An 18,609-nucleotide genomic window follows, 5' to 3' on the forward strand; every position below is an offset into this window, starting at 1 on the left:
GGGTCTTGCGTTCTCAGGCCGTGAGCTGCGCCGCGTACTGCGTCTCCAGCAGGCCACCGAGGTACCGCGCGATGGAGCGCGGGCCGGAGGCCGGCGCGGACTCCTCGACCGCGGGGTTGTAGTTCGTGTTCGTGTTGATGTCGTAGACCACGGTGCGGCCGTCCGTCGTCTCCATGAACTCGACGCCCGCGATGGTGATGCGCTGGTCGGCGAGGAACGTGCGGAGCTGCTGGACCAGCGGGTGCTCGGCGGTGACCTCGGTGCGGACGCTGAACGCCGGGGGCGCCCCGGCGGTCTCGGTGCCGGGGACGTCGCAGACGGCCCCGGCGATGACCTGGGGCACCTCGCACGCGTCGGCGGGGCAGAGCTCGAAGCTGCCGGCGCTCGTGTCGACGCGGACGGCGTACACGAACTCGCCGCCGACGAACTCGACGCGGGTGATGAAGGGCTCGCGAGCCGTCAGGTACTCCTGCAGCAGGGTGATGCCGTCGACCGGGGCCTCGAACTCGGGGCTGTCGACGTAGGCGTCGAACTCGGCGAGCGAGTCGAACCGCCGCACGCCCAAGCCCTTGCCGCCCTGGTTGTGCTTCGTGATGAAGGGGACGTCCTGCCCGTCGGTGAAGGTGCGGGCGGCGTTCTTGAGCGTCGTCGTGCCGAACACGGCGGTGGTGCGGGGCACGTCGAACCCGGCCTGCTGCAGGAGCCCGTGCTGGGCGACCTTCGACACCTCGAGCTCGAGCACGTGGCTGCCGCCCACGACCTGGCGGCCGGCGCGCTCGAGCCAGCCGAGGATCGCCCGGGTGTACTCCTTGCTGTGCTCGTGGCCGCGGGTGTGGGAGCTCGCGGACATGCGGGACCAGTAGACGCCCGGCTCCGGCTCGGCTGCGAGGTCGATCTGCCCCTCGGTCAGCAGGATCTCCTCGACCGGCACGCCCTCGGCCTCGAAGGCGGCGGCGAGCGGCGGGAACCACTCGGGGTTCTCGTGGATGACGTACACGCGCGGAGTGCTCACGGCCCCACCCTAGGCACGGTCACCCGCACGCTGCCAGGTGTGTGACGCGGCGTTGCGGTGCGGGGTGCGGTGGTGCTGGTCGTGGGTGGCGCTGGCGCTGAGCTGGCGCTGGCGCCGTTCGCGAAAGCGACAGTCTGCCGCCGACTGTTCGCGGCAGACTGTCGCTTCCGCAGTACGGACGGCGCAGCTTCCGGCAGGCCTGTCGCTCTGCCGGTGCCGTGGGGGCCGTCGGTACGGCCGAGCACCGTGGACGCGCCGTCAGCCGGCGAAGGTCTGCTGTCCGACGACACCGAGGAGCTCGAGCTTCTGCGCGTCCTCGGTGCCGGGCGGCGCGGTGAACAGCAGGAGCGCCTGGGCCTGGTCGTCGGTGTGCAACACCTGGCAGTCGACGGTGATCCGACCGAGTTCGGGCTGCACGATCGTCTTGTTGTCCGACCAGCGCGTCGCCACCTCGTGCATGGCCCAGATCTCCTGGAACTCGGGACTGCGGGCCTGCAGCTCCGCGATGAGCTCGGTCGCCCGACGGTCGCCCGGCCCCGCGAGCCCGACCGAGGCCCGCAACGAGGCGACCACCACCCGTCCGAGCCGCTCGTGCTGCTCCGGTGCGTACTTCGCACGCTCCCCGCCGGACACGAACCACCGCCACGCCTGGTACCGCTCGTTGCCCAGTAGTCCGACCGAGGTGCCGAGGAGCGCCGCCGCGAGCCGGTTCTCCACCAGGGTCTCGCCGAGGTGGCTCACGACGATCGCCGGGGTGTCCTCGAGCCGGTCGAGCACCCGCAGGATCGCCGGGTCGACGTGGTCGGCGCGGCGCATCCGGGTCGGTGCGTTCTGCCCCGCCAGGTGGAACAGGTGGTCGCGCTCGTCCAGGCTGCAGCGCAGCGCCCGCGCGATCGCCGCGATCATCTGCTCGGAGGGCTGCGGACCGCGCTGCTGCTCGAGGCGCGTGTAGTAGTCGACGGACATGCCGGCGAGCGCGGCGACCTCCTCGCGGCGGAGCCCCGGCGTCCGACGGCGCGGCCCCTGCCCGAGGCCGACGTCCTCCGGGCGCAGCAGCTCGCGGCGACGGCGGAGGAAGTCTGCGAGCGCGGCACGGTCCATGCCTCGATCATGGTCCGGCACCGCGTGCCGTGCCAGGGATCGCGGATCCCCCGATGACCCCGCTCTGGATGGCGCAGCGGCCGCGGAGCATCGTGGTCGTCATGGACACCACGAACTCCACCGTCTTCATCCCCGGCGCGACCTCGGGCATCGGCCTCGCCCTCGCCCAGCGACTGCAGGCCGACGGCAGCACCGTCGTCATCGGCGGTCGCCGACAGGAACTCCTCGACTCCCTCGCCGCCGAGCACGGCTTCGGCACCGTCCAGATCGACGTCGCCGACGCGTCGTCGATCGAGGCCGCTGCCGCTGCGGTGCTCGCGGACCACCCGTCGTTGGACGCGCTCGTCACCATGTCGGGGATCATGCGCAACGAGGACCTGCGCTCCCCCGATCACATCGGCGACGCGCTCGAGACGATCCAGACCAACCTGGTCGGGACCATCCGCCTCATCGACGCCTTCCTGCCGCACCTGCTCGAGCAGCCGACCGCCACCGTCATGACCGTCTCGTCGGGCCTGGCGTTCGTGCCGCTCACCGCGACCCCGACCTACAGCGCCACGAAGGCCGCCGTGCACTCCTACACGCAGACGCTCCGCCAGCAGCTCGTCGGGTCGTCGGTCGAGGTGCTCGAGCTCGCACCGCCCGCCGTCCGGACCGACCTGATGGGCGGCGCGGACTTCGGCGGCATGCCGCTCGACGAGTTCGCGGACGAGGTGATGGCGATCCTGCGCGCGGGCGACGCGACCGAGGTCCTCGTGCAGAACGTGCAGCCGCTGCGCTTCGCCGAGCGCAACGGGAACCACCAGCAGATCCTCGAGATGATGGCGTCCCGCGAGCACTGACTCGGGTTCCCGGGGCGGCGCTCGCGTCGCGTGCGTCGCCCCGCACAACCGGAGTGCACCGGCGCCGCGCACCGACGCGGTTCGATCGCACTGTGGTCGTGCAGGGCCCGGCCGGTTCGCGTCGATGGCGGTGCGGCTGTCGGAGAGTCACGAGCCGCGACCGATGCGCAGCTGTCGCGCGTGCTGTGCTCCCGCAGCGTCGATCATGAGCGGGAGGCGCGCCTTGTCCACCACAGCGAACGAGGGGTCGACGGTCACGAAGCCGTCGACCTCCCAGTGTTCGGCCGTGGCGACGTGCACGGCACCCGCAGCGGTCAGACCGAACGCTTCCATGAGGTCCGGGACATCATCGGCGACCGCATCGACACTGGCCCAGTGCATCTGGGTCGAACTCAGCAGGTCCCGCCAGGCCGTGCCGTGCTGATGTGTCGCCTGCGGTCCCTCGCGTTGCGCTGATTCGAAGATCTCGAACTCGGCGAACCCGCTGTACACGATGCTCGTGTCGGCCAGGTCGAGATGGTCCCAGAACGCCGCGGCTCGGGCATGTTGTGGCTACGCGCGGTGGAGAACGCACTCGATGAAACTCGTCTCCACGAGGACTGCAGCGGGTCGCCCAGAGCATCGGTCGAACTCCAAGACCCGGTGCTCGGCGAAGTCAGCGGGTCCGAGAGACGCGAACACGGTCAAGACACCCAGTGCAACCGCTCGATCGGTACGACCCGGCAGTCCGGATCGATCGCTTCCATCGCACGCCGCCGACGCTCGCGGCGCTCTTCGAACGTTCCTTCAGGCCGTGGCGTCCGTGCGAAGAGCGCCTGGCGCTCGGCTGCTGTGGTCGCGCTCGACGAACGCACTCCGTCGGGTTCCGCTCGCCGGAGCGCGCGGAGACGACCTTCGACGATCTGTTCCTCGGTCAGGGCACTTCGAGAGGGGCGAGGCAAGTCAGTGGGCCGCATGATGTCTCCTCCGTTGATGCGCTCAACGGTAAGGAGGTCGAACGGCCGTGCCCAAACATTCCGTATGTCGCCGGACTGGAAGAGGGACGGACTACTCTGCCGCCTCGAGGACCGTCCGCCCGAGCCGCACGAAGTCGTCCACCCCGATCGCCTCACCCCTGGCGGTCGGGTCGATGCCCGCGGCCGTCAGGACCTCGGAGGCAGGACCGCTGCCGCCGAGCACGCCGGACAGGCTCTGCCGCAGCATCTTGCGTCGCTGCTGGAACGCGGCGTCCACCAGCGTGAACACCCGCGACCGCAGGGTCTCGTCGCCCGGGGGCTCGTGCCGGTCGAACGCGACGAGGACGCTGTCGACGTTCGGCACCGGCCAGAAGACCTGGCGGCTGACGAGTCCGGCCGTGCTCCACGAGCCGTACCAGGCGGCCTTGACGCTCGGTGACCCGTAGACCTTGCTGCCGGGGCCGGCTGCCAGCCGGTACCCGACCTCGGCCTGCACCATGACGAGCGACCGCTCGATCGACGGGAAGGTCGCGAGCAGGTGCAGCAGCACCGGGACCGAGATGTTGTAGGGCAGGTTCGCGACCAGGTGCGTCGGCTCGACGTCGAGGTCCGACGCGGCGACGGTCATGGCGTCCTGCTGGACGACGGTCAGCGTGGCGTCCGGCTGCATGGCGGCGACGGTCGCGGGGAGCTTGGCGGCCAGGCGCTTGTCGATCTCGACGGCGGTGACGGGTGCGCCGGTCTCGGTGAGTCCGAGGGTGAGCGACCCGAGCCCCGGCCCGATCTCGAGCACCCGGGCCGACGGCGTCACGCCGGCGACGGACACGATGCGTCGGACGGTGTTGGCGTCGTGCACGAAGTTCTGGCCGAGCTTCTTCGTCGGGGTGACGTCGAGTTCGGCCGCGAGGTCCCGGATCTCCGCCGGGCCGAGCAGTGCGCCCACGGCTACTCGTCCACCGTGACGGGCTCGGCGTCCCACGCGCCGTAGACGAGCTCGGTGTTCGAGGCGATCTGCGCCGCGAGCATCGAGGCGTCGGTGCCGAGGGTCTCCGCCATCGACCGCAGGGTGAGCGGGACGAGGTACGGCGCGTTCGGCCGACCGCGGTACGGCGTGGGCGTCAGGAACGGAGCGTCCGTCTCGATCATGACCAGGTGCCGCGGTGCGGCCAGCAGGGCCTCGCGCAGCGGCGCCGCGTTCTTGAACGTCACGGTGCCGGCGAAGGACATGTACCAGCCGCGCTCGGCGCAGAGCCGGGCGAGGTCGGGACCGCCGGAGAAGCAGTGGAAGACGGTGCGCTCGGGCGCACCCACCCGGTCGAGGACCTCGACCACGGCGTCGTGCGCGTCGCGGTCGTGGATGGTGAGCGCGAGGTCGTGCTCCTTCGCGATGCGGATGTGCTCCTCGAACGAGCGGACCTGGGCGTCGCGGCCGTCCTCGCCGGTGCGGAAGAAGTCGAGGCCGGTCTCACCGATCGCCCTGACCCGCGGCAGCGCCGCGAGCCGTTCGATGCCGGCGAGGTGCTCGTCGAGCAGCCCCTGTTCCTGCAGCACCGGCGCTTCGTTCGGGTGCAGCGCCACGGCTGCGAGGACCCGGGGCTCACGGGCGGCGATCGACGCGGACCACTCCGAGGTGGCGAGGTCGGTGCCGACCTGCACGACACCGCGGACGCCGACGCTCGACGCGCGGTCGAGGTGCTCGCGGTAGTCGAGCGGACCGTCGCCGCCGTCGCCGACACCGTCGGCGATCTCCATGTGGGTGTGGTTGTCGTACACCGGCACGACGAGCGCCTGCGGCAGCGGCGGGTACGTCAGGTCGCGCTTCGAGCCACCGGACGACCCGTCGCCGCGGGACCGGACGTGCGACTCGGCGTCGGTCACGGGGAGACCTGCTCGATGCGCGGGAACAGCCCGCTCTCGAGCGGCACCACGTGCGAGGCACCCTGCCACTCGTAGGCGCGGTCGACGCGCTGCTCGGCGACGGATCCACCGGCTCCGATCGCGGCCCAGAGCTTCTCGGTGGCCTTCGGCATCACCGGCGACAGCAGGACGGTCACGGTGCCGAGGCCGCGGAGCGCGGTCGTCAGGACGGTGTCGAGGCGCTCGCGGTTCGCGTCGTCCTTGGCGAGGGCCCACGGCGCCTGCTCGGTGATGTACCCGTTCAGGGCGTCGACGAGCTCCCACACGGCGGCGATCGCCTCGTGCGGGGCGAAGGCGGCGATCGCGGCGTCGGCACGCTCCGTGACCGACACGGCCACGCTGTCGATCGCCTGGTCGGACCCGGTCAGGTCGCCGCGGGCCGGGACCTCGCCGTCGCGGTACTTCTGCAGCATCGCGACGAGTCGGGACGCCAGGTTGCCGTAGCCGTTGGCGAGCTCTGCCTGGTAGCGGGCGGAGATGTCCTCCCAGCTGAAGTTGCCGTCCTGCCCGAAGGTGATGGCGCGCAGGAAGTAGTAGCGGAACGCGTCGGAGCCGAACGTGTCGGTGATCTCGGACGGCGCGATGCCGGTGAGCTTCGACTTCGACATCTTCTCGCCGCCGACGAGCAGCCAGCCGTGGCCGAAGACGCGCTCCGGCACCGGCAGACCGGCGGCCATGAGCATCGCCGGCCAGATGACGGCATGGAAGCGGGCGATGTCCTTGCCCACGATGTGCACGCTCGGCCAGAGGCGGCGGAAGGCCTCGTCGTCGTCGGTGCCGTAGCCGAGCGCCGTGACGTAGTTGAGCAGGGCGTCGAACCAGACGTACAGCACGTGGTCGCTGTCCCACGGGATCTGGATGCCCCAGTCGAAGCTCGACCGCGAGATCGACAGGTCGCGCAGGCCCTGCTTGACGAACGAGACGATCTCGTTGCGGACGCTCTCGGGCTGGATGAACAGCGGGTTCGACTCGTACAGGTCGAGCAGGCGCTGCTCGAAGTCGGACATCCGGAAGAAGTAGTTGCGCTCGGACAGCACCTCGACCGGGATCGAGTGGATCGCGCAGACCTGCTGGCCCTCGTACGCGCCGGTGCCGGCGACGAGGTCGCCCGGCTGCTTGTACTCCTCGCAGCCCACGCAGTAGAAGCCCTCGAACTCGCCGGCGTAGATGAAGCCGTCGTCGTACAGCTTCTGCAGGAACGCCGTCACCCCGCGCTCGTGCCGCTCGTCGGTGGTGCGGATGAAGTCGTCGTTCGCGACGTCGACGGTGTCGAGCAGGGGCTTCCAGGCGTCGTTGACCAGGCGGTCCGCCCACTCCTTCGGCGTGACGTCGTTCGCCGAGGCGGTGCGCAGGATCTTCTGCCCGTGCTCGTCGGTGCCGGTGAGCAGCCAGGTGTCGTCACCGCGCTGCCGGTGCCAGCGTGCGAGGACGTCCGCGGCGACCTCGGTGTACGCGTGCCCGATGTGGGGCACGTCGTTCACGTAGAAGATCGGCGTGGTGATGCTGAACGAGGACCCGTCGGACATGCCGACCATCCTACGGGCGCACACGAGCCGCATGACGCGCCCCGCGCCCGACCTGTGGAGAACCGGACGGGAGGCCCGTGGCGGGCCCGACCCGCGCCTCCTGTCCGGGACGACCCAGCCGTCTACCGCGCCGCCAGCGCACCTTCGTACAGGTCGCGTTTCGACAGCCCGGTCGCGTCCGCGACCGCCGCCGCGGCCTCCTTCATGCGCATGCCGGCGGCCACCCGTTCGAGCACGAGCCGCACGCCGTCGTCGAGCGTCGCTTCCTCGGTGGCCTCGGCCGCTCCGGCGACGACGATGCAGATCTCGCCCTTGACCCCGTCGGACGCCCACGCGGTGAGCTCGTCGAGCGAGCCGCGACGGACCTCCTCGTAGAGCTTCGTGAGCTCACGGCAGACCGCGGCGCGGCGGTCGCCGCCGAACCCGACGGCCATGTCGGCCAGCGTCTCCGCCAGCCGGTGCGGCGACTCGAAGAACACCATCGTCCGCTGCTCCCCCGCGAGCGCCTGGAACGCCCGGCGACGCTCCCCGGCCTTGCGGGTCGGGAACCCCTCGAACGTGAAGCGGTCGGTGGGCAGTCCGGACACGGCGAGCGCCATGAGCACGGCCGACGGCCCGGGCAGCGCCGTGACGGTGACCCCGGCCGCTGCTGCCGCCTCGACGAGCGGGAAGCCGGGGTCGCTGATCGCGGGCATGCCGGCGTCGGTGAGGACCACGACGTCCTCGTCACGCGCGAGCTCGACGACCTCGGACGCCTTCGCCCGCTCGTTGTGCTCGTGCAGGGCGATGAGCCGCGGACGGTTCTCGATGCCGAGGGCACGCATGAGGTGGATGGCGGTCCTCGTGTCCTCCGCCGCGACGACCGTGGCGTTGGAGAGGGCCTCGACGAGACGGCGCGAGGCGTCCCCGAGGTTGCCGATGGGCGTTGCTGCGAGGACGATCACCCACCCATTGTGGGTGCACGGCCGTCCGAGCGGGGACACGCGGTCGCTCCGTAGGATGCTCTCCGATGACCAGCGAGCTGACCGACGACCGCACGGCCGTGCCCGACGGGCCGGTCGGCTCGCGCCTCGACGACTGGTGGGGGCGGGTGCTGTCCACCACGCAGCGCATCGCCGTGTGGCGCTGGGCCGGGCCGCTCGCGGTGACGCTGCTCGCCGCCCTCCTGCGGCTGGTGAACCTCGGCAACCCGCACGCGCTGGTGTTCGACGAGACGTACTACGTCAAGGACGGCTGGTCGATCGTGCACCTCGGCTACGAGGGCACCTGGCCGGCGAACCCGACCGGTGACGACGCCCCGACGACCGACGACCGGTTCGTCCGGGGCGAGACGGACATCTTCACGAGTGCCGCCGAGTTCATCGCGCACCCGCCGCTCGGCAAGTACCTCATCGGCCTCGGCATGCTGCTGTTCGGCCCGGACAACGCCTTCGGCTGGCGCTTCGCCGTCGCCGTGCTCGGCATCGCGACGGTGTTCCTCACGGCGGTGATCGCGCGCTCGCTGTTCCGCTCGACCCTGGTCGGCACGCTCGCCGGCGGCCTGCTCGCGATCGACGGCCAGGCGATCGTGATGTCCCGGGTCACGCTGCTCGACGGCATCGTGACGTTCTTCGTCGTGCTGGGTTTCGGTGCGCTCCTGCTCGACCGACGGCGCAGCCAGCGGCAGCTCGACGCGTGGGTCGCCCGGCGGGCCGCGGCCGGCCGCGACACCCTGTGGGGCCCGGTGCTCTGGTGGCGACCGTGGCTGTTCGCGATGGGACTCGCGCTCGGGCTGGCCTCGGCCACGAAGTGGTCCGGTCTGTACTTCCTGGCGTTCTTCGCCGTGTACTCCGTGCTGAGCGACGTGATGGCCCGACGTCGTGCCGGGGTGGCGTTCTGGTCGTCCAGCGCGCTGCTGCAGCAGGCACCGGTGTCGTTCCTGCTCACGGTCCCGGTCGCCGCGGTGACGTACCTGGCGTCGTGGACCGGCTGGTTCCTGTCGAAGGACGGCTGGGACCGCAACTGGATCGCCGGCGGCGGCGAGCGGTGGACCGGCGTGCTCGCCTGGGTGCCGGACAGCCTGCAGAACTGGTGGCACTACCAGACCGAGATCTACGGCTTCAACATCGGGCTGCACACCCCGCACTCGTACCAGGCGAACCCGCTGCTCTGGCTCGTCATGCAGCGCCCCACCTCGATGTACTACCTCGGCACGGCCGCCGGCCAGGACGGCTGCGTCGTCGATCGGTGCGGGGCGGCGATCACCGGCATCGCGAACCCGTTCATCTGGTACGCGTCGGTCGTCGCGACGGTGGCCCTGCTCGTGCTCTGGGTCCTGCGCCGCCGCTGGGAGTACGGCTTCGTCCTGCTCGGGGTCGCGGCCGGCTACCTGCCGTGGCTCGCGTACGTGAACCGGACGGTCTTCCAGTTCTACACGATCGCCTTCGAGCCCTTCATGGTGACGGCGCTCGCCGCCGCGATCGCGCTGGTCCTCGGTTCGCGGGACGATCCACGACGCCGACGCACCCGGGCGGTCGTGTGGGTGGGCGTGTACCTGGGCATCGTCGTGCTGGCGTCGGTCTACTGGTACCCGATGTGGACGGCGATGCAGGTGCCGTGGGACTTCGTCCGGTCGCACTACTGGGTGCCGAGCTGGCTGTAGCGCGCGGGTCCTGACCGGCGCGCCGGTCGCGCCCTGGCCGTCGGACCGTCGGACCGTCGGACGGGAGGCGCGGGTCGGCGCCGGCACGTGCCTCCCGTCCGTCCGGCCATCCGTCCGTCCGCCTGCCGGTCCGTCCGCCTGCCCGTCCGTTCGTCCGTTCGTTCGTTCGGGCAGGAGGGCACGAGGGCACGAGGGCCGTGCTCGCGCCGCGATGCGCGCTCGCGCGTCTGCGCGCTCGCGTCCCGGTCGCGTCGTCGCGTCAGGGCTGGGCGTGCAGGGCGCGCTCGATCGACTCGCGGTCGAGGGGCGCACCGAGCATCGGCTCGGCAGCACCGGTGCCGCCGCGGGGCAGCACGCCCTCGATGATGACCTCGGCGTACCGTCGCCAGGCGTTCGGGTCGTGGGCGCGGGTCGCGTCGGCGACGGAGCCGACCATCGTCGTGAGCATCGGCAGGTCGCGGTAGTCGAAGCCGGCACGGACGACGCCCGCGGTCTCGGCGCGGCCGATGATCGTCGCCACCTGACGCTCGAGCCGGTCGCGCTCGAGCACGATCGACGGACGGGCCTTGCCGGCGCGGACGATGGCGTCGGCGAGGGCTCGGTCCCGCGCACGGAACTCGAACACGCCCATCAGGTACACGCGGAGTGCCTCGCGCGGGTCGGTGACGTCGGCGGCGCGTGCGGCGGCCTCGTTCATGGCCTCGAACTTGGTGGCGAGCAGCGCCTCGATCAGGGAGTCCTTGTCGGCGAACCGGCGGTAGACCGTCCCGACGCCGACGCCGGCCTCGTGCGCGATGTCGTTCAGCGTGACCGAGAGCCCGCGCTCGGCGAAGCACTTCCGCGCGGTCTGCAGGATGAGCTCGCGGTTGCGCGCGGCGTCGGCGCGCAGCGGTCGCTCGAGGTCGGACGCGGACTCGGTGGTGCTCACGACGACGAACCTAGTTGAACTATCTGGGAACAAGTGGATGCGGTCCCTCCGTTTCGGTCTACACTGGCCACAAGCGGATGCAGTGCATCCGGTTCGACCCTTCTCCTTTCGGAGTGCCCGACGGTGCGCGCTCCGAGTCCCCCTCCAACCTTCATGAAGGAGGCTGCCGTGACGGCAGAACAGACCGTGCCGACCCCCACCGGGGCAGCACCCACGACTCCGGGCACCACCCCCGCCAAGAGCAGCCGCCGCTGGATCGCCCTGGCGGTCATCGCCCTGGCCCAGCTCATGGTCGTGCTCGACGCGACGATCGTGAACATCGCGCTCCCCTCGGCCCAGGCCGACCTCGACTTCGGCACCGACCAGCGGCAGTGGATCGTCACCGCCTACTCACTGGCCTTCGGGTCGCTCCTGCTGCTCGGCGGACGCCTCGGCGACCTGTTCGGGCGCAAGAACACGTTCATCATCGGCCTCGTCGGGTTCGCACTCGCCTCCGTGCTCGGCGGCCTCGCCGACTCGTTCGGCCTGCTCGTCGCCGCCCGCGCGCTGCAGGGCGTGTTCGGCGCGCTGCTCGCCCCGTCGGCGCTCGGCATGCTCACCACGACGTTCCGCGACCCGAAGGAACGCGGCCGCGCGTTCGGCATCTTCGGCTCGATCGCGGGTTCGGGTGCGGCCATCGGCCTGCTGCTCGGCGGCGTCCTGACCGAGTACGCGTCGTGGCGCTGGTGCCTCTACGTCAACGTCGTCTTCGCCGTCCTCGGCGTGATCGGCGCCCTCGTCTTCATGGAGCGCCCGCCGAAGGTCGAGCGTCCCCGCATCGACGTCGCCGGCGTCTTCACCATCACCCTCGGCCTGGTCGGCGTCGTCTACGGCTTCTCGAACGCCGAGACCAACGGCTGGGACGCCCCGCTCACCATCGTCATGCTCGCCGGCGGTGTCCTGCTGATCGCAGCCTTCGTGCTCATCGAGACCCGGGTCGCCCACCCGCTGCTCCCCCTGCGCGTCGTGCTCGACCGCGACCGCGGCGGCTCGTTCATCGCCATCGGCCTCGTCGCGATCGGCATGTTCGGCATCTTCCTGTTCCTGACCTACTACCTGGAGCAGACCCTCGGGTTCAGCTCGCTGCAGACCGGTCTCGCGTTCCTGCCGATGCCCGCGTCGATCATGATCTCGGCGACGCAGATCGGCGGCCGCCTGCTGCCGCGCGTCGGGCCGAAGGTGCTCATCTTCGCCGGCGGCCTGGTCGCCGCGACGGGGCTGCTCCTGCTGCTGCGCACCGACCTCGACAGCTCCTACGCGGGCACCGTCCTGCCGGCGCTCATCGTGATCGGCCTCGGCATGGGCACGATCTTCTCGTCCGCGATGAACACCGCGACGACGGGGGTCGCCCGCGCCGACGCCGGCGTCGCGTCCGCCACGGTCAACACGATGCAGCAGATCGGCGGCTCGATCGGCACGGCGCTGCTCTCGACGATCTTCGCCGACGTCGTCGCGAACAGCCTGTCCGGGCTGAACGCCGCCCCGACGAAGCTGCAGCAGGCCCAGGCCGTGCTCGACGGCTACCACGTGGCCTTCGGGATCTCGGCCGGTGTGCTGGTGCTCGTCGCCCTCGCGGGTGGCCTGCTCATCAACCGCCAGTCCGTGCGACTCGAGCGGCTCGCCCGCGCCGGGTCCGCGACGACCGGGAGCATCCCCGCCGCGGCGCACTGACGCCGGTCCGCGGCGACACGACGGCGACGGCCCGTCCCGGGAGACCGGGGCGGGCCGTCGTGCGTGCGGCGAGGCGGCGGACAGCTGATCGTGCGGCCGGGGCGGCGGGGCGGCAAGCGCATGCGTGCGCATGGTGCGACGAAGCACCTGTCGAACGACGCGTGGTCCGACGGACTGTGCGCACGCAACCTCTGTGTGTGCACGTTCCGACGAACCACGTGTCGATCGACTCGTGTCGTGTCGCGGACCCGCGCCGCGCGCCCCGAGGCCAGCGCAGGACGCTGCCCGCTCCCCCGCTCGCCCGCTCGCCCGCTCGCCCGCTCGGTCAGGACACTGCTGACACCCCGGCGGGCAGCGCAGCAGCGTCGGCGGCGACCGTCACGTCCACGGCCTCGATGATCACCATCTCCTCTGCCGACGGCTCGGACGACGGGTCCGCGAACAACCGCAGGTCCCGGGCACGGACGGCGTCGTCGAGGATGTTCCGCACCGCTCGACCGTTGCCCCACTCCCGGTCCGAGAACCGGCCGGTGTCCTCCGCCGCCGTCAGACGGCGCACCAGCAGCTCGCGAGCGTCCTCGGTGAACTGTTCGTGCGCCGCGACCGCCATGTGCTCCGCGATCCCGACGAGGTCCGCCGCCGAGTACGGGCGGAACGCGATGGTCTGCGTGAACCGTGACGGCAAGCCGGGGTTCGAGCGCAGGAAGCCTGCCATCTCGTCCGGGTACCCGGCGACGATCACCATGAAGGCCCCGCGGTCGTTCTCCATGCGGGCGAGCAGCGTGTCGATCGCCTCCTGCCCGAAGCTCCGGTCGCGGTCGGTGGCGAGCGTGTAGGCCTCGTCGATGAACAGCACGCCGCCCCGCGCCTCGGTGATGCGTTCCTCGGTCTTCGTCGCCGTCTGGCCGACGTAGCCGGCGACCAGCCCCGCCGCGTCGACCTCGACGACGTGACCGGACGGCAGCACGCCGAGGGCACGGTAGAGCCGCGCGAGGAGCCGGGCGATCGTGGTCTTGCCGGTCCCCGGCGGACCGGTGAACACGAGGTGCTCGACCAGGACCTGCCCGGTCGACATGCCCCGAGCCGTGCGAGCCTGCTGCGCGCGGACGCCCGCCATGAGCGACTCGACCTGCCGCTTGACCCCGGGCTGCCCTATCTGCGCCTCGAGTTCCGCCAGGACGTCCTCCACCGCCTCGACGGCCGGACCGTCGTCCGCCAGGACCGACCGGCAGGCCGCCTCGACGTCCGCCACGTCGATCTGGTCGAGGTCGACGCCGTCCGTCGGGGCTGTCCCGTCGGCAAACACCCGGGTGTTGCGGACGCGGACCGCCTCGTCGACGAGGTTGCGGACGGCTCCGGCGTTCCCCCAGTCCGCACGGGCGAACAGACCGGAGCGTTCCGCAGCCGACAGCCGCGCGCGGAGCGCTCGCGCGGCGTCCTCCGTGAACCGTTCGTTCCTCGCCGCCGCCATCGAGGTCGCGATCTCGGCGAGTTGCTCGGCCGAGTACGACCGGAACTCGATCGTGGTCGGGAAGCGCCGGGCGAGTCCGGGGTTCGACCGCAGGAAGTCCGCCATCGGCTCCGGGTACCCGGCGGCGATGACGAGGAACCGACCGCGGTCGTCCTCCATGCGCTTGAGCAGCGTGTCGACCGCCTCACGCCCGAACGCGTCGCCGCCGGCGGTGAGCGCGTAGGCCTCGTCCACGAAGAGGACGCCGCCCATCGCCTCGTCGATCCGTTCGGTCGTCTTCGTCGCGGTCTGGCCCACGTAGCCGGCGACGAGGTCACCGCGGTCCACCTCGACGACCGTGCCGCCCGGCAGGAGTCCCAGCGCCCGGTACAGGCGCGCGATGAGCCGGGCGATCGTGGTCTTGCCGGTGCCGGGCGGACCGGTGAAGAGCAGGTGGGGGATGTCCGGCACCGCCGCGCGTCCGTCGCGATCGGCAGCCGCTCGAGCGGCACGTGCGTTCGCGACGAGGGACTCGACCTGCCGCGCGACCTGGTCCTGCCCGATCTGGGCGCGCAGTTCCGCGAGCACGGTCTCGACGTCCTCGGTCGGTGCCGACAGACGGCCGACACCCTGGTCGTCGCACGCGACGACGACGTCCTCTTCCCGGATCTCGACGAGGGCGTCCCCGTCGATGGTGTCGCCACCGAGTCCGGGCGCACCGGCGAGCAGCGCGCTGAGTCGGGCGTCCCGAGCGGTGGCCGCCCGGTCGACCACGGTCCGCACCGTCCTCGCGTTGCCCCACGTGCGCTCTGCGAAGCGACCGGAGACCTCGGCTTCGCGGAGCCGGAGCCCGAGCCGGTCGACCGCCTCGCTGGTCAGGACGGCGCCGGAGTCCGACGCCATCTGCACGGCGATCGCGACGAGCTCGTCCGCGGAGTACGGCGTGAACTCGATGCGCTGCGGGAACCGTGAGGCGATGCCCGGGTTCGCCGCGGTGAAGGCGTCCATCTCGGTCGGGTAGCCAGCGGCGATGCAGACGAACGACCCGCGGCGGTCCTCGAGCGCCTTGAGCAGGGTGTCCAGCGCCTGTCGGCCGAAGTCGTTCTCGCCGCCGCTGGTGAGGGCGTACGCCTCGTCCACGAGCAGGACGCCACCCATCGCCCGCTCCACCGCGGCGGTCGTCCGCTCCTCGGTGCCACCGACGTGCGCCGCGACGAGCGCCGCACGGTCCACCTCGACGAGGGTGTCCGAGGGCAGGAACCCGAGCGCGTGGTAGAGCCGCGCGACGAGCCGACCGATCGTGGTCTTCCCGGTGCCCGGAGGCCCGACGAACAGCAGGTGCCCCGCGGTCAGCTCGCCGTGCAGGCCCTTGTCCCTGCGGAGCTGCACGAGCTCCGCCTGTGCCACGACGTTGCGCACCTGCGCCTTGAGCTGGGCCTGCCCGACGACCGCGTCCAGTTCTGCGAGCACGGCGGCCACGGCTTCGGGCCCCTGTGCCGGCGGGAGCGGCGGGAGCAGCTCGAGCCCGTCGTCCGGCTCCGCCTCGTCCCGGGCGGCTGCCTGTTCGTCGCGAGCGGACCGACGCAGCGACGCTCCCGACTCGTCGGGGCTCGTCCGCACGAAGCACTCGGGACCGTCCGAGGAACCGTCGGCACCAGTGCCCCAGAGTCGCACCTGTGATCCGTCGGCGGAGACGTGCAGTGCCACGGACTCGTAGCGGTGCTCCGCGGTCCAACAGACGAAACGCACCGCCGCACGGAGCCGTTCGACGGGCACGTGCAGCCGTCGGGGCCGGCCGTCCAGGACCCCCGCCACGGGATCGCCGAGCAAGCCGGCGGCTCCCCGGACGAGGACGCGTTCGGGCGCGAGGGCGAGGGTGACGATCGGGGACGGCTCGACGGCCTCCGCGGTCACGAGGGTCTTCATGAACGTGTTCCGGTCGACCGTCGCGAGACTCGTCTGCCCGTCGACGTCGCCCCAGCTCCCGTACGAGCCCTTGAGGTGCTCCAGCAGACGCGGCGACGTCCACATCGTCTGGTGCAGTACCGGCTCGCCTCCGGGTCCCGTGACGACGACCTGTTGCCGGTCGTCGATCCAGCCGAGGCCGATGGACACCTCGTCGTCGTCGTCGAAGTGCTCGGCGAGCTCGAGCACGAAGCTCGGCGGCAACGTCAGCCAGGTCGTCACGAGCGGGACCGCCTCGAGGACCGGTTCGAGGGCGACGTGCACGCCGTCGGACGCGATCAGCTGGACACGGGTGTCCTCGTCGACCCACAGCCCCAGCCCGTCCAGCACGCCCGAGCCGTCGGCGGTGCGGAACCCGTCGGTCCTGGTGGCAGCGCGGCGGAGGGCACCGACCGTCAGCCGCAGGACCTGCTCGACGTCCCTGAGCCGTCCGGCGCTCACCGTCGACCGTCCGCTCGCAGGTGACCCGTCCGGTGACCCGGCAGGGTCGTCCGCCGCGGTGCGGGGTCGGTCGCGGGCGTGGGGAGGGACGGCATGACGACGGGCCTGGCCTTGGCGGGCGTCGGCGCCGGCGCTCCGGGCGCGGTGGCCGCCGTGGACGGGACGGTCGCCGGCGGCACCGCCACCGTGGCCGGAGCCGCGTCGGCCAGCTCGGTGCTGTAGTCGTCCTCGAACACCTCGAACACCTCGTCTCGACGGCCCCTCGTCCAGCGTGCGGCCGGGACGACGGTCGTCCATCCCGCTCCTGTCGGGAAGCACCCGACGCTGGTGTTCGCGGCGACGGCCGACGTGCTGACCGTCGCTCCACCCGCGACGTGGCGGACGGACACCGCGCCCGGGTCGACCCCGATCTGCACGAGACCGCTCGCGGGCAACGACGCACCGACCGAACGGGCCAGGTCGGTCCCGAAGAACACCCGGTCGTCCTGTCGGCGGAGTGTCCGTCCGCTCACGTGCGCGATCGCCCCGTGGGCGAGGCCCCGGTCCGATCCGGCGAGCAGGTGCAGGTCCGCCGTGCCGCCCTCGAACAGCACGTGCAGGCGGATGCGGTCCCACGGTGACGGGTTCGCAGCCGATGCGAACGGGGCGACGTGGGCGAGGGCGGTCCGGAGGTCGTCGACCTCGACCTCGAGCAGCCAGGTCGTCACGCCGCTCCGCACGCCACGCAGAAGCCGATGTCCGCGGTGACGGTCGCGCCGCACGAGGAGCAGGGACGCGACCCGTCGTCCTCGGCCGTGCTCGGCTCCGTCGCCGGCTGCGTGGCCGTGGCACGGGCGGTCGCGACCGCCCGTGCCGGTGTGGCCGTGGCCGTCGGGAGGCGGCGCTCACCGAGGGTCGGCGCGGAGCCGCTCTCGTCCTTGAGCAGCGCCGACAGGATCGGGACGAGGAGCTCCGCGTTCTCGTCCGAGGGGACGAAGTCCGGCTCGTCCTCGAGCCAGCGCAGGAGGTCCGGCAGCCCCGCCGCCGGGACGTCCCCCGGCCACGAGACGTCCTGGACCCGGCCGAGACCGTTGTCCCGTGGCATCATCACGACGACCGGCTTCAACGCCGTCCGGATGCCGAGGTTCCGCATCTTGCGGTCGAACCGCTCACGGGCGAGCTTCATGTTCCCCGACATCTTGCGCGGGTGTCCGACCGCCCCCTCGGTCTGCAGGTCGATCGCGATGAGCGTCGGTACCGAGGACCGGCCCTGCGCGTCCTCGCGCTCGACGGTCCACCGGACGCCGCCCTGGTCGTAGTTCTTCACGTCGACGAGCCAGATCGAGGACCCGGTGACCACGACGCAGTCGATGTCCGTCTGGAGCTGCTTGCTCGCTCCGACACCCTCGTCCGGCATGTGCACGGACCAGAACGTGGCGAAGCGTCCGAGCAGCCCGCGCTGCTCGAGGACCCTGGCGAAGTTGACCTCGCCCTCCCTGCCGCGCTCGATCGCGCGCTCGTCGAACCCCGATCCGCCGAGACCGGCACCGGGGTCTCCGTACATCCACGGGTTCGGTCCGATCTCGACGTCCACCAGCTCACTCGGTTCGTACCCGGTGCGCTCGCCGTCCCCCGACGGCCGCGCCGCCCACTTCCGGTCGCGCTCCACGCGGGCGACGTGGTCGAGCTCGCGTTCGCGGTTGGACCGGATCCGTTGCTCCTCGGCGGCGCGCACGAGGTCGGCCGCGTCCACCGCTGCGCCGGTACGGATGCTCGACGCGAGGGCAGGGCGGGCGATGGTCGCGGCGACGACCGCGAGCGACCACAGCAGGTGCACCGGGAGCACGTGGCCGGCAACCGGTGCCGACGACGCTGTGACGATGCCACCCAGCACCGCGGTCGCGAGCGCTGCGATCGACACGATGGTGCCGAGCACACCCGACCGGGGACGGAAGTAGTCCCGCGCCACCCGACCCGCGAGCGCCAGGCCGACGATCACGGCGAACCACGCGGGCGAGGTCAGACCGCCGACCAGCCAGCTCAGACCGTTCAGGATGGTCAGCACCGCGACCAGGACGTCCGCGGTGCGCGCGTACCTCCGCCGCCGGGTCTCCAACGGACCGCTCATCTTCGTTCCTCTC

General features: G+C 71.7%; 14 protein-coding genes. 3 read left to right on the plus strand and 11 right to left on the minus strand.

Annotated elements, in window-relative coordinates:
• Nucleotides 1-13: 13 nt before the first annotated feature.
• Nucleotides 14-1,012, minus strand: coding sequence for an ATP-grasp domain-containing protein (locus DEI99_RS13440; RefSeq protein ID WP_111042096.1), 999 nt, complete (start codon nt 1,010-1,012; stop codon nt 14-16).
• 258 nt (nt 1,013-1,270) lie between these two features.
• Nucleotides 1,271-2,113: a helix-turn-helix transcriptional regulator gene (locus DEI99_RS13445; protein ID WP_071260554.1), complete on the minus strand. Its 843-nt coding sequence runs from the start codon at nt 2,111-2,113 to the stop codon at nt 1,271-1,273.
• Between the two features lie 101 nt (nt 2,114-2,214).
• Here DEI99_RS13445 and DEI99_RS13450 point away from each other — a divergent pair, with 101 nt between their 5' ends.
• A complete protein-coding gene (locus tag DEI99_RS13450) occupies nt 2,215-2,955 on the plus strand; it encodes an SDR family oxidoreductase (protein WP_071261917.1) in 741 nt (246 codons plus the stop codon).
• Between the two features lie 147 nt (nt 2,956-3,102).
• On the opposite strand, the gene DEI99_RS13455 is transcribed toward DEI99_RS13450, so the two are convergent.
• The 5 genes from DEI99_RS13455 to rsmI all read right to left on the minus strand — a co-directional run bounded on the left by DEI99_RS13455 (nt 3,103) and on the right by rsmI (nt 8,298).
• Complete coding sequence (locus DEI99_RS13455; protein ID WP_111042095.1) at nt 3,103-3,447, minus strand: hypothetical protein; 345 nt, start codon at nt 3,445-3,447, stop codon at nt 3,103-3,105.
• 555 nt (nt 3,448-4,002) lie between these two features.
• Entirely contained in the window at nt 4,003-4,854 is an 852-nt protein-coding gene (gene rsmA / locus DEI99_RS13460; protein ID WP_111042094.1) for a 16S rRNA (adenine(1518)-N(6)/adenine(1519)-N(6))-dimethyltransferase RsmA, read from the minus strand.
• 2 nt (nt 4,855-4,856) lie between these two features.
• Nucleotides 4,857-5,789 (minus strand): TatD family hydrolase, encoded by a 933-nt coding sequence (locus tag DEI99_RS13465; RefSeq protein ID WP_111042093.1) that lies wholly within the window; start codon nt 5,787-5,789, stop codon nt 4,857-4,859.
• Nucleotides 5,786-7,354, minus strand: coding sequence for a methionine--tRNA ligase (metG, locus tag DEI99_RS13470; RefSeq protein WP_111042107.1), 1,569 nt, complete (start codon nt 7,352-7,354; stop codon nt 5,786-5,788). The genes DEI99_RS13465 and metG overlap by 4 nt, the downstream gene beginning before the upstream one ends.
• A 122-nt stretch (nt 7,355-7,476) precedes the next feature.
• Nucleotides 7,477-8,298, minus strand: coding sequence for a 16S rRNA (cytidine(1402)-2'-O)-methyltransferase (rsmI, locus tag DEI99_RS13475; RefSeq protein ID WP_071260544.1), 822 nt, complete (start codon nt 8,296-8,298; stop codon nt 7,477-7,479).
• Between the two features lie 65 nt (nt 8,299-8,363).
• Between rsmI and DEI99_RS13480 the strand changes: the two genes are divergently transcribed.
• Entirely contained in the window at nt 8,364-9,995 is a 1,632-nt protein-coding gene (locus tag DEI99_RS13480; RefSeq protein ID WP_111042092.1) for a dolichyl-phosphate-mannose--protein mannosyltransferase, read from the plus strand.
• A gap of 259 nt (nt 9,996-10,254) precedes the next feature.
• Here the strand turns inward: DEI99_RS13480 and DEI99_RS13485 are convergent, their stop codons facing one another.
• The gene (locus DEI99_RS13485; RefSeq protein WP_071260539.1) at nt 10,255-10,923 is read right to left on the minus strand and encodes a TetR/AcrR family transcriptional regulator; all 669 of its coding nucleotides are present in this window, start codon (nt 10,921-10,923) and stop codon (nt 10,255-10,257) included.
• A 168-nt stretch (nt 10,924-11,091) separates the two neighbouring features.
• Between DEI99_RS13485 and DEI99_RS13490 the strand changes: the two genes are divergently transcribed.
• A complete protein-coding gene (locus tag DEI99_RS13490) occupies nt 11,092-12,633 on the plus strand; it encodes an MFS transporter (RefSeq protein ID WP_071261900.1) in 1,542 nt (513 codons plus the stop codon).
• Between the two features lie 325 nt (nt 12,634-12,958).
• Here DEI99_RS13490 and DEI99_RS13495 read toward each other — a convergent pair whose 3' ends face one another.
• The 3 genes from DEI99_RS13495 to DEI99_RS13505 are packed head-to-tail and all read right to left on the minus strand — an operon-like array spanning nt 12,959 to nt 18,596.
• Nucleotides 12,959-16,489: an AAA family ATPase gene (locus DEI99_RS13495; protein ID WP_111042090.1), complete on the minus strand. Its 3,531-nt coding sequence runs from the start codon at nt 16,487-16,489 to the stop codon at nt 12,959-12,961.
• Nucleotides 16,486-17,196, minus strand: a complete 711-nt coding sequence (locus DEI99_RS13500) for a hypothetical protein (RefSeq protein WP_146247131.1) — start codon at nt 17,194-17,196, stop codon at nt 16,486-16,488. The genes DEI99_RS13495 and DEI99_RS13500 overlap by 4 nt, the downstream gene beginning before the upstream one ends.
• Nucleotides 17,193-18,596, minus strand: coding sequence for a nuclease-related domain-containing protein (locus tag DEI99_RS13505; RefSeq protein WP_111042088.1), 1,404 nt, complete (start codon nt 18,594-18,596; stop codon nt 17,193-17,195). Before DEI99_RS13505 ends, DEI99_RS13500 begins: the two co-directional genes overlap by 4 nt.
• Nucleotides 18,597-18,609 lie beyond the last annotated feature (13 nt).

The sequence above is a fragment of the Curtobacterium sp. MCLR17_036 genome (assembly GCF_003234445.2).
Classification (GTDB): domain Bacteria; phylum Actinomycetota; class Actinomycetes; order Actinomycetales; family Microbacteriaceae; genus Curtobacterium.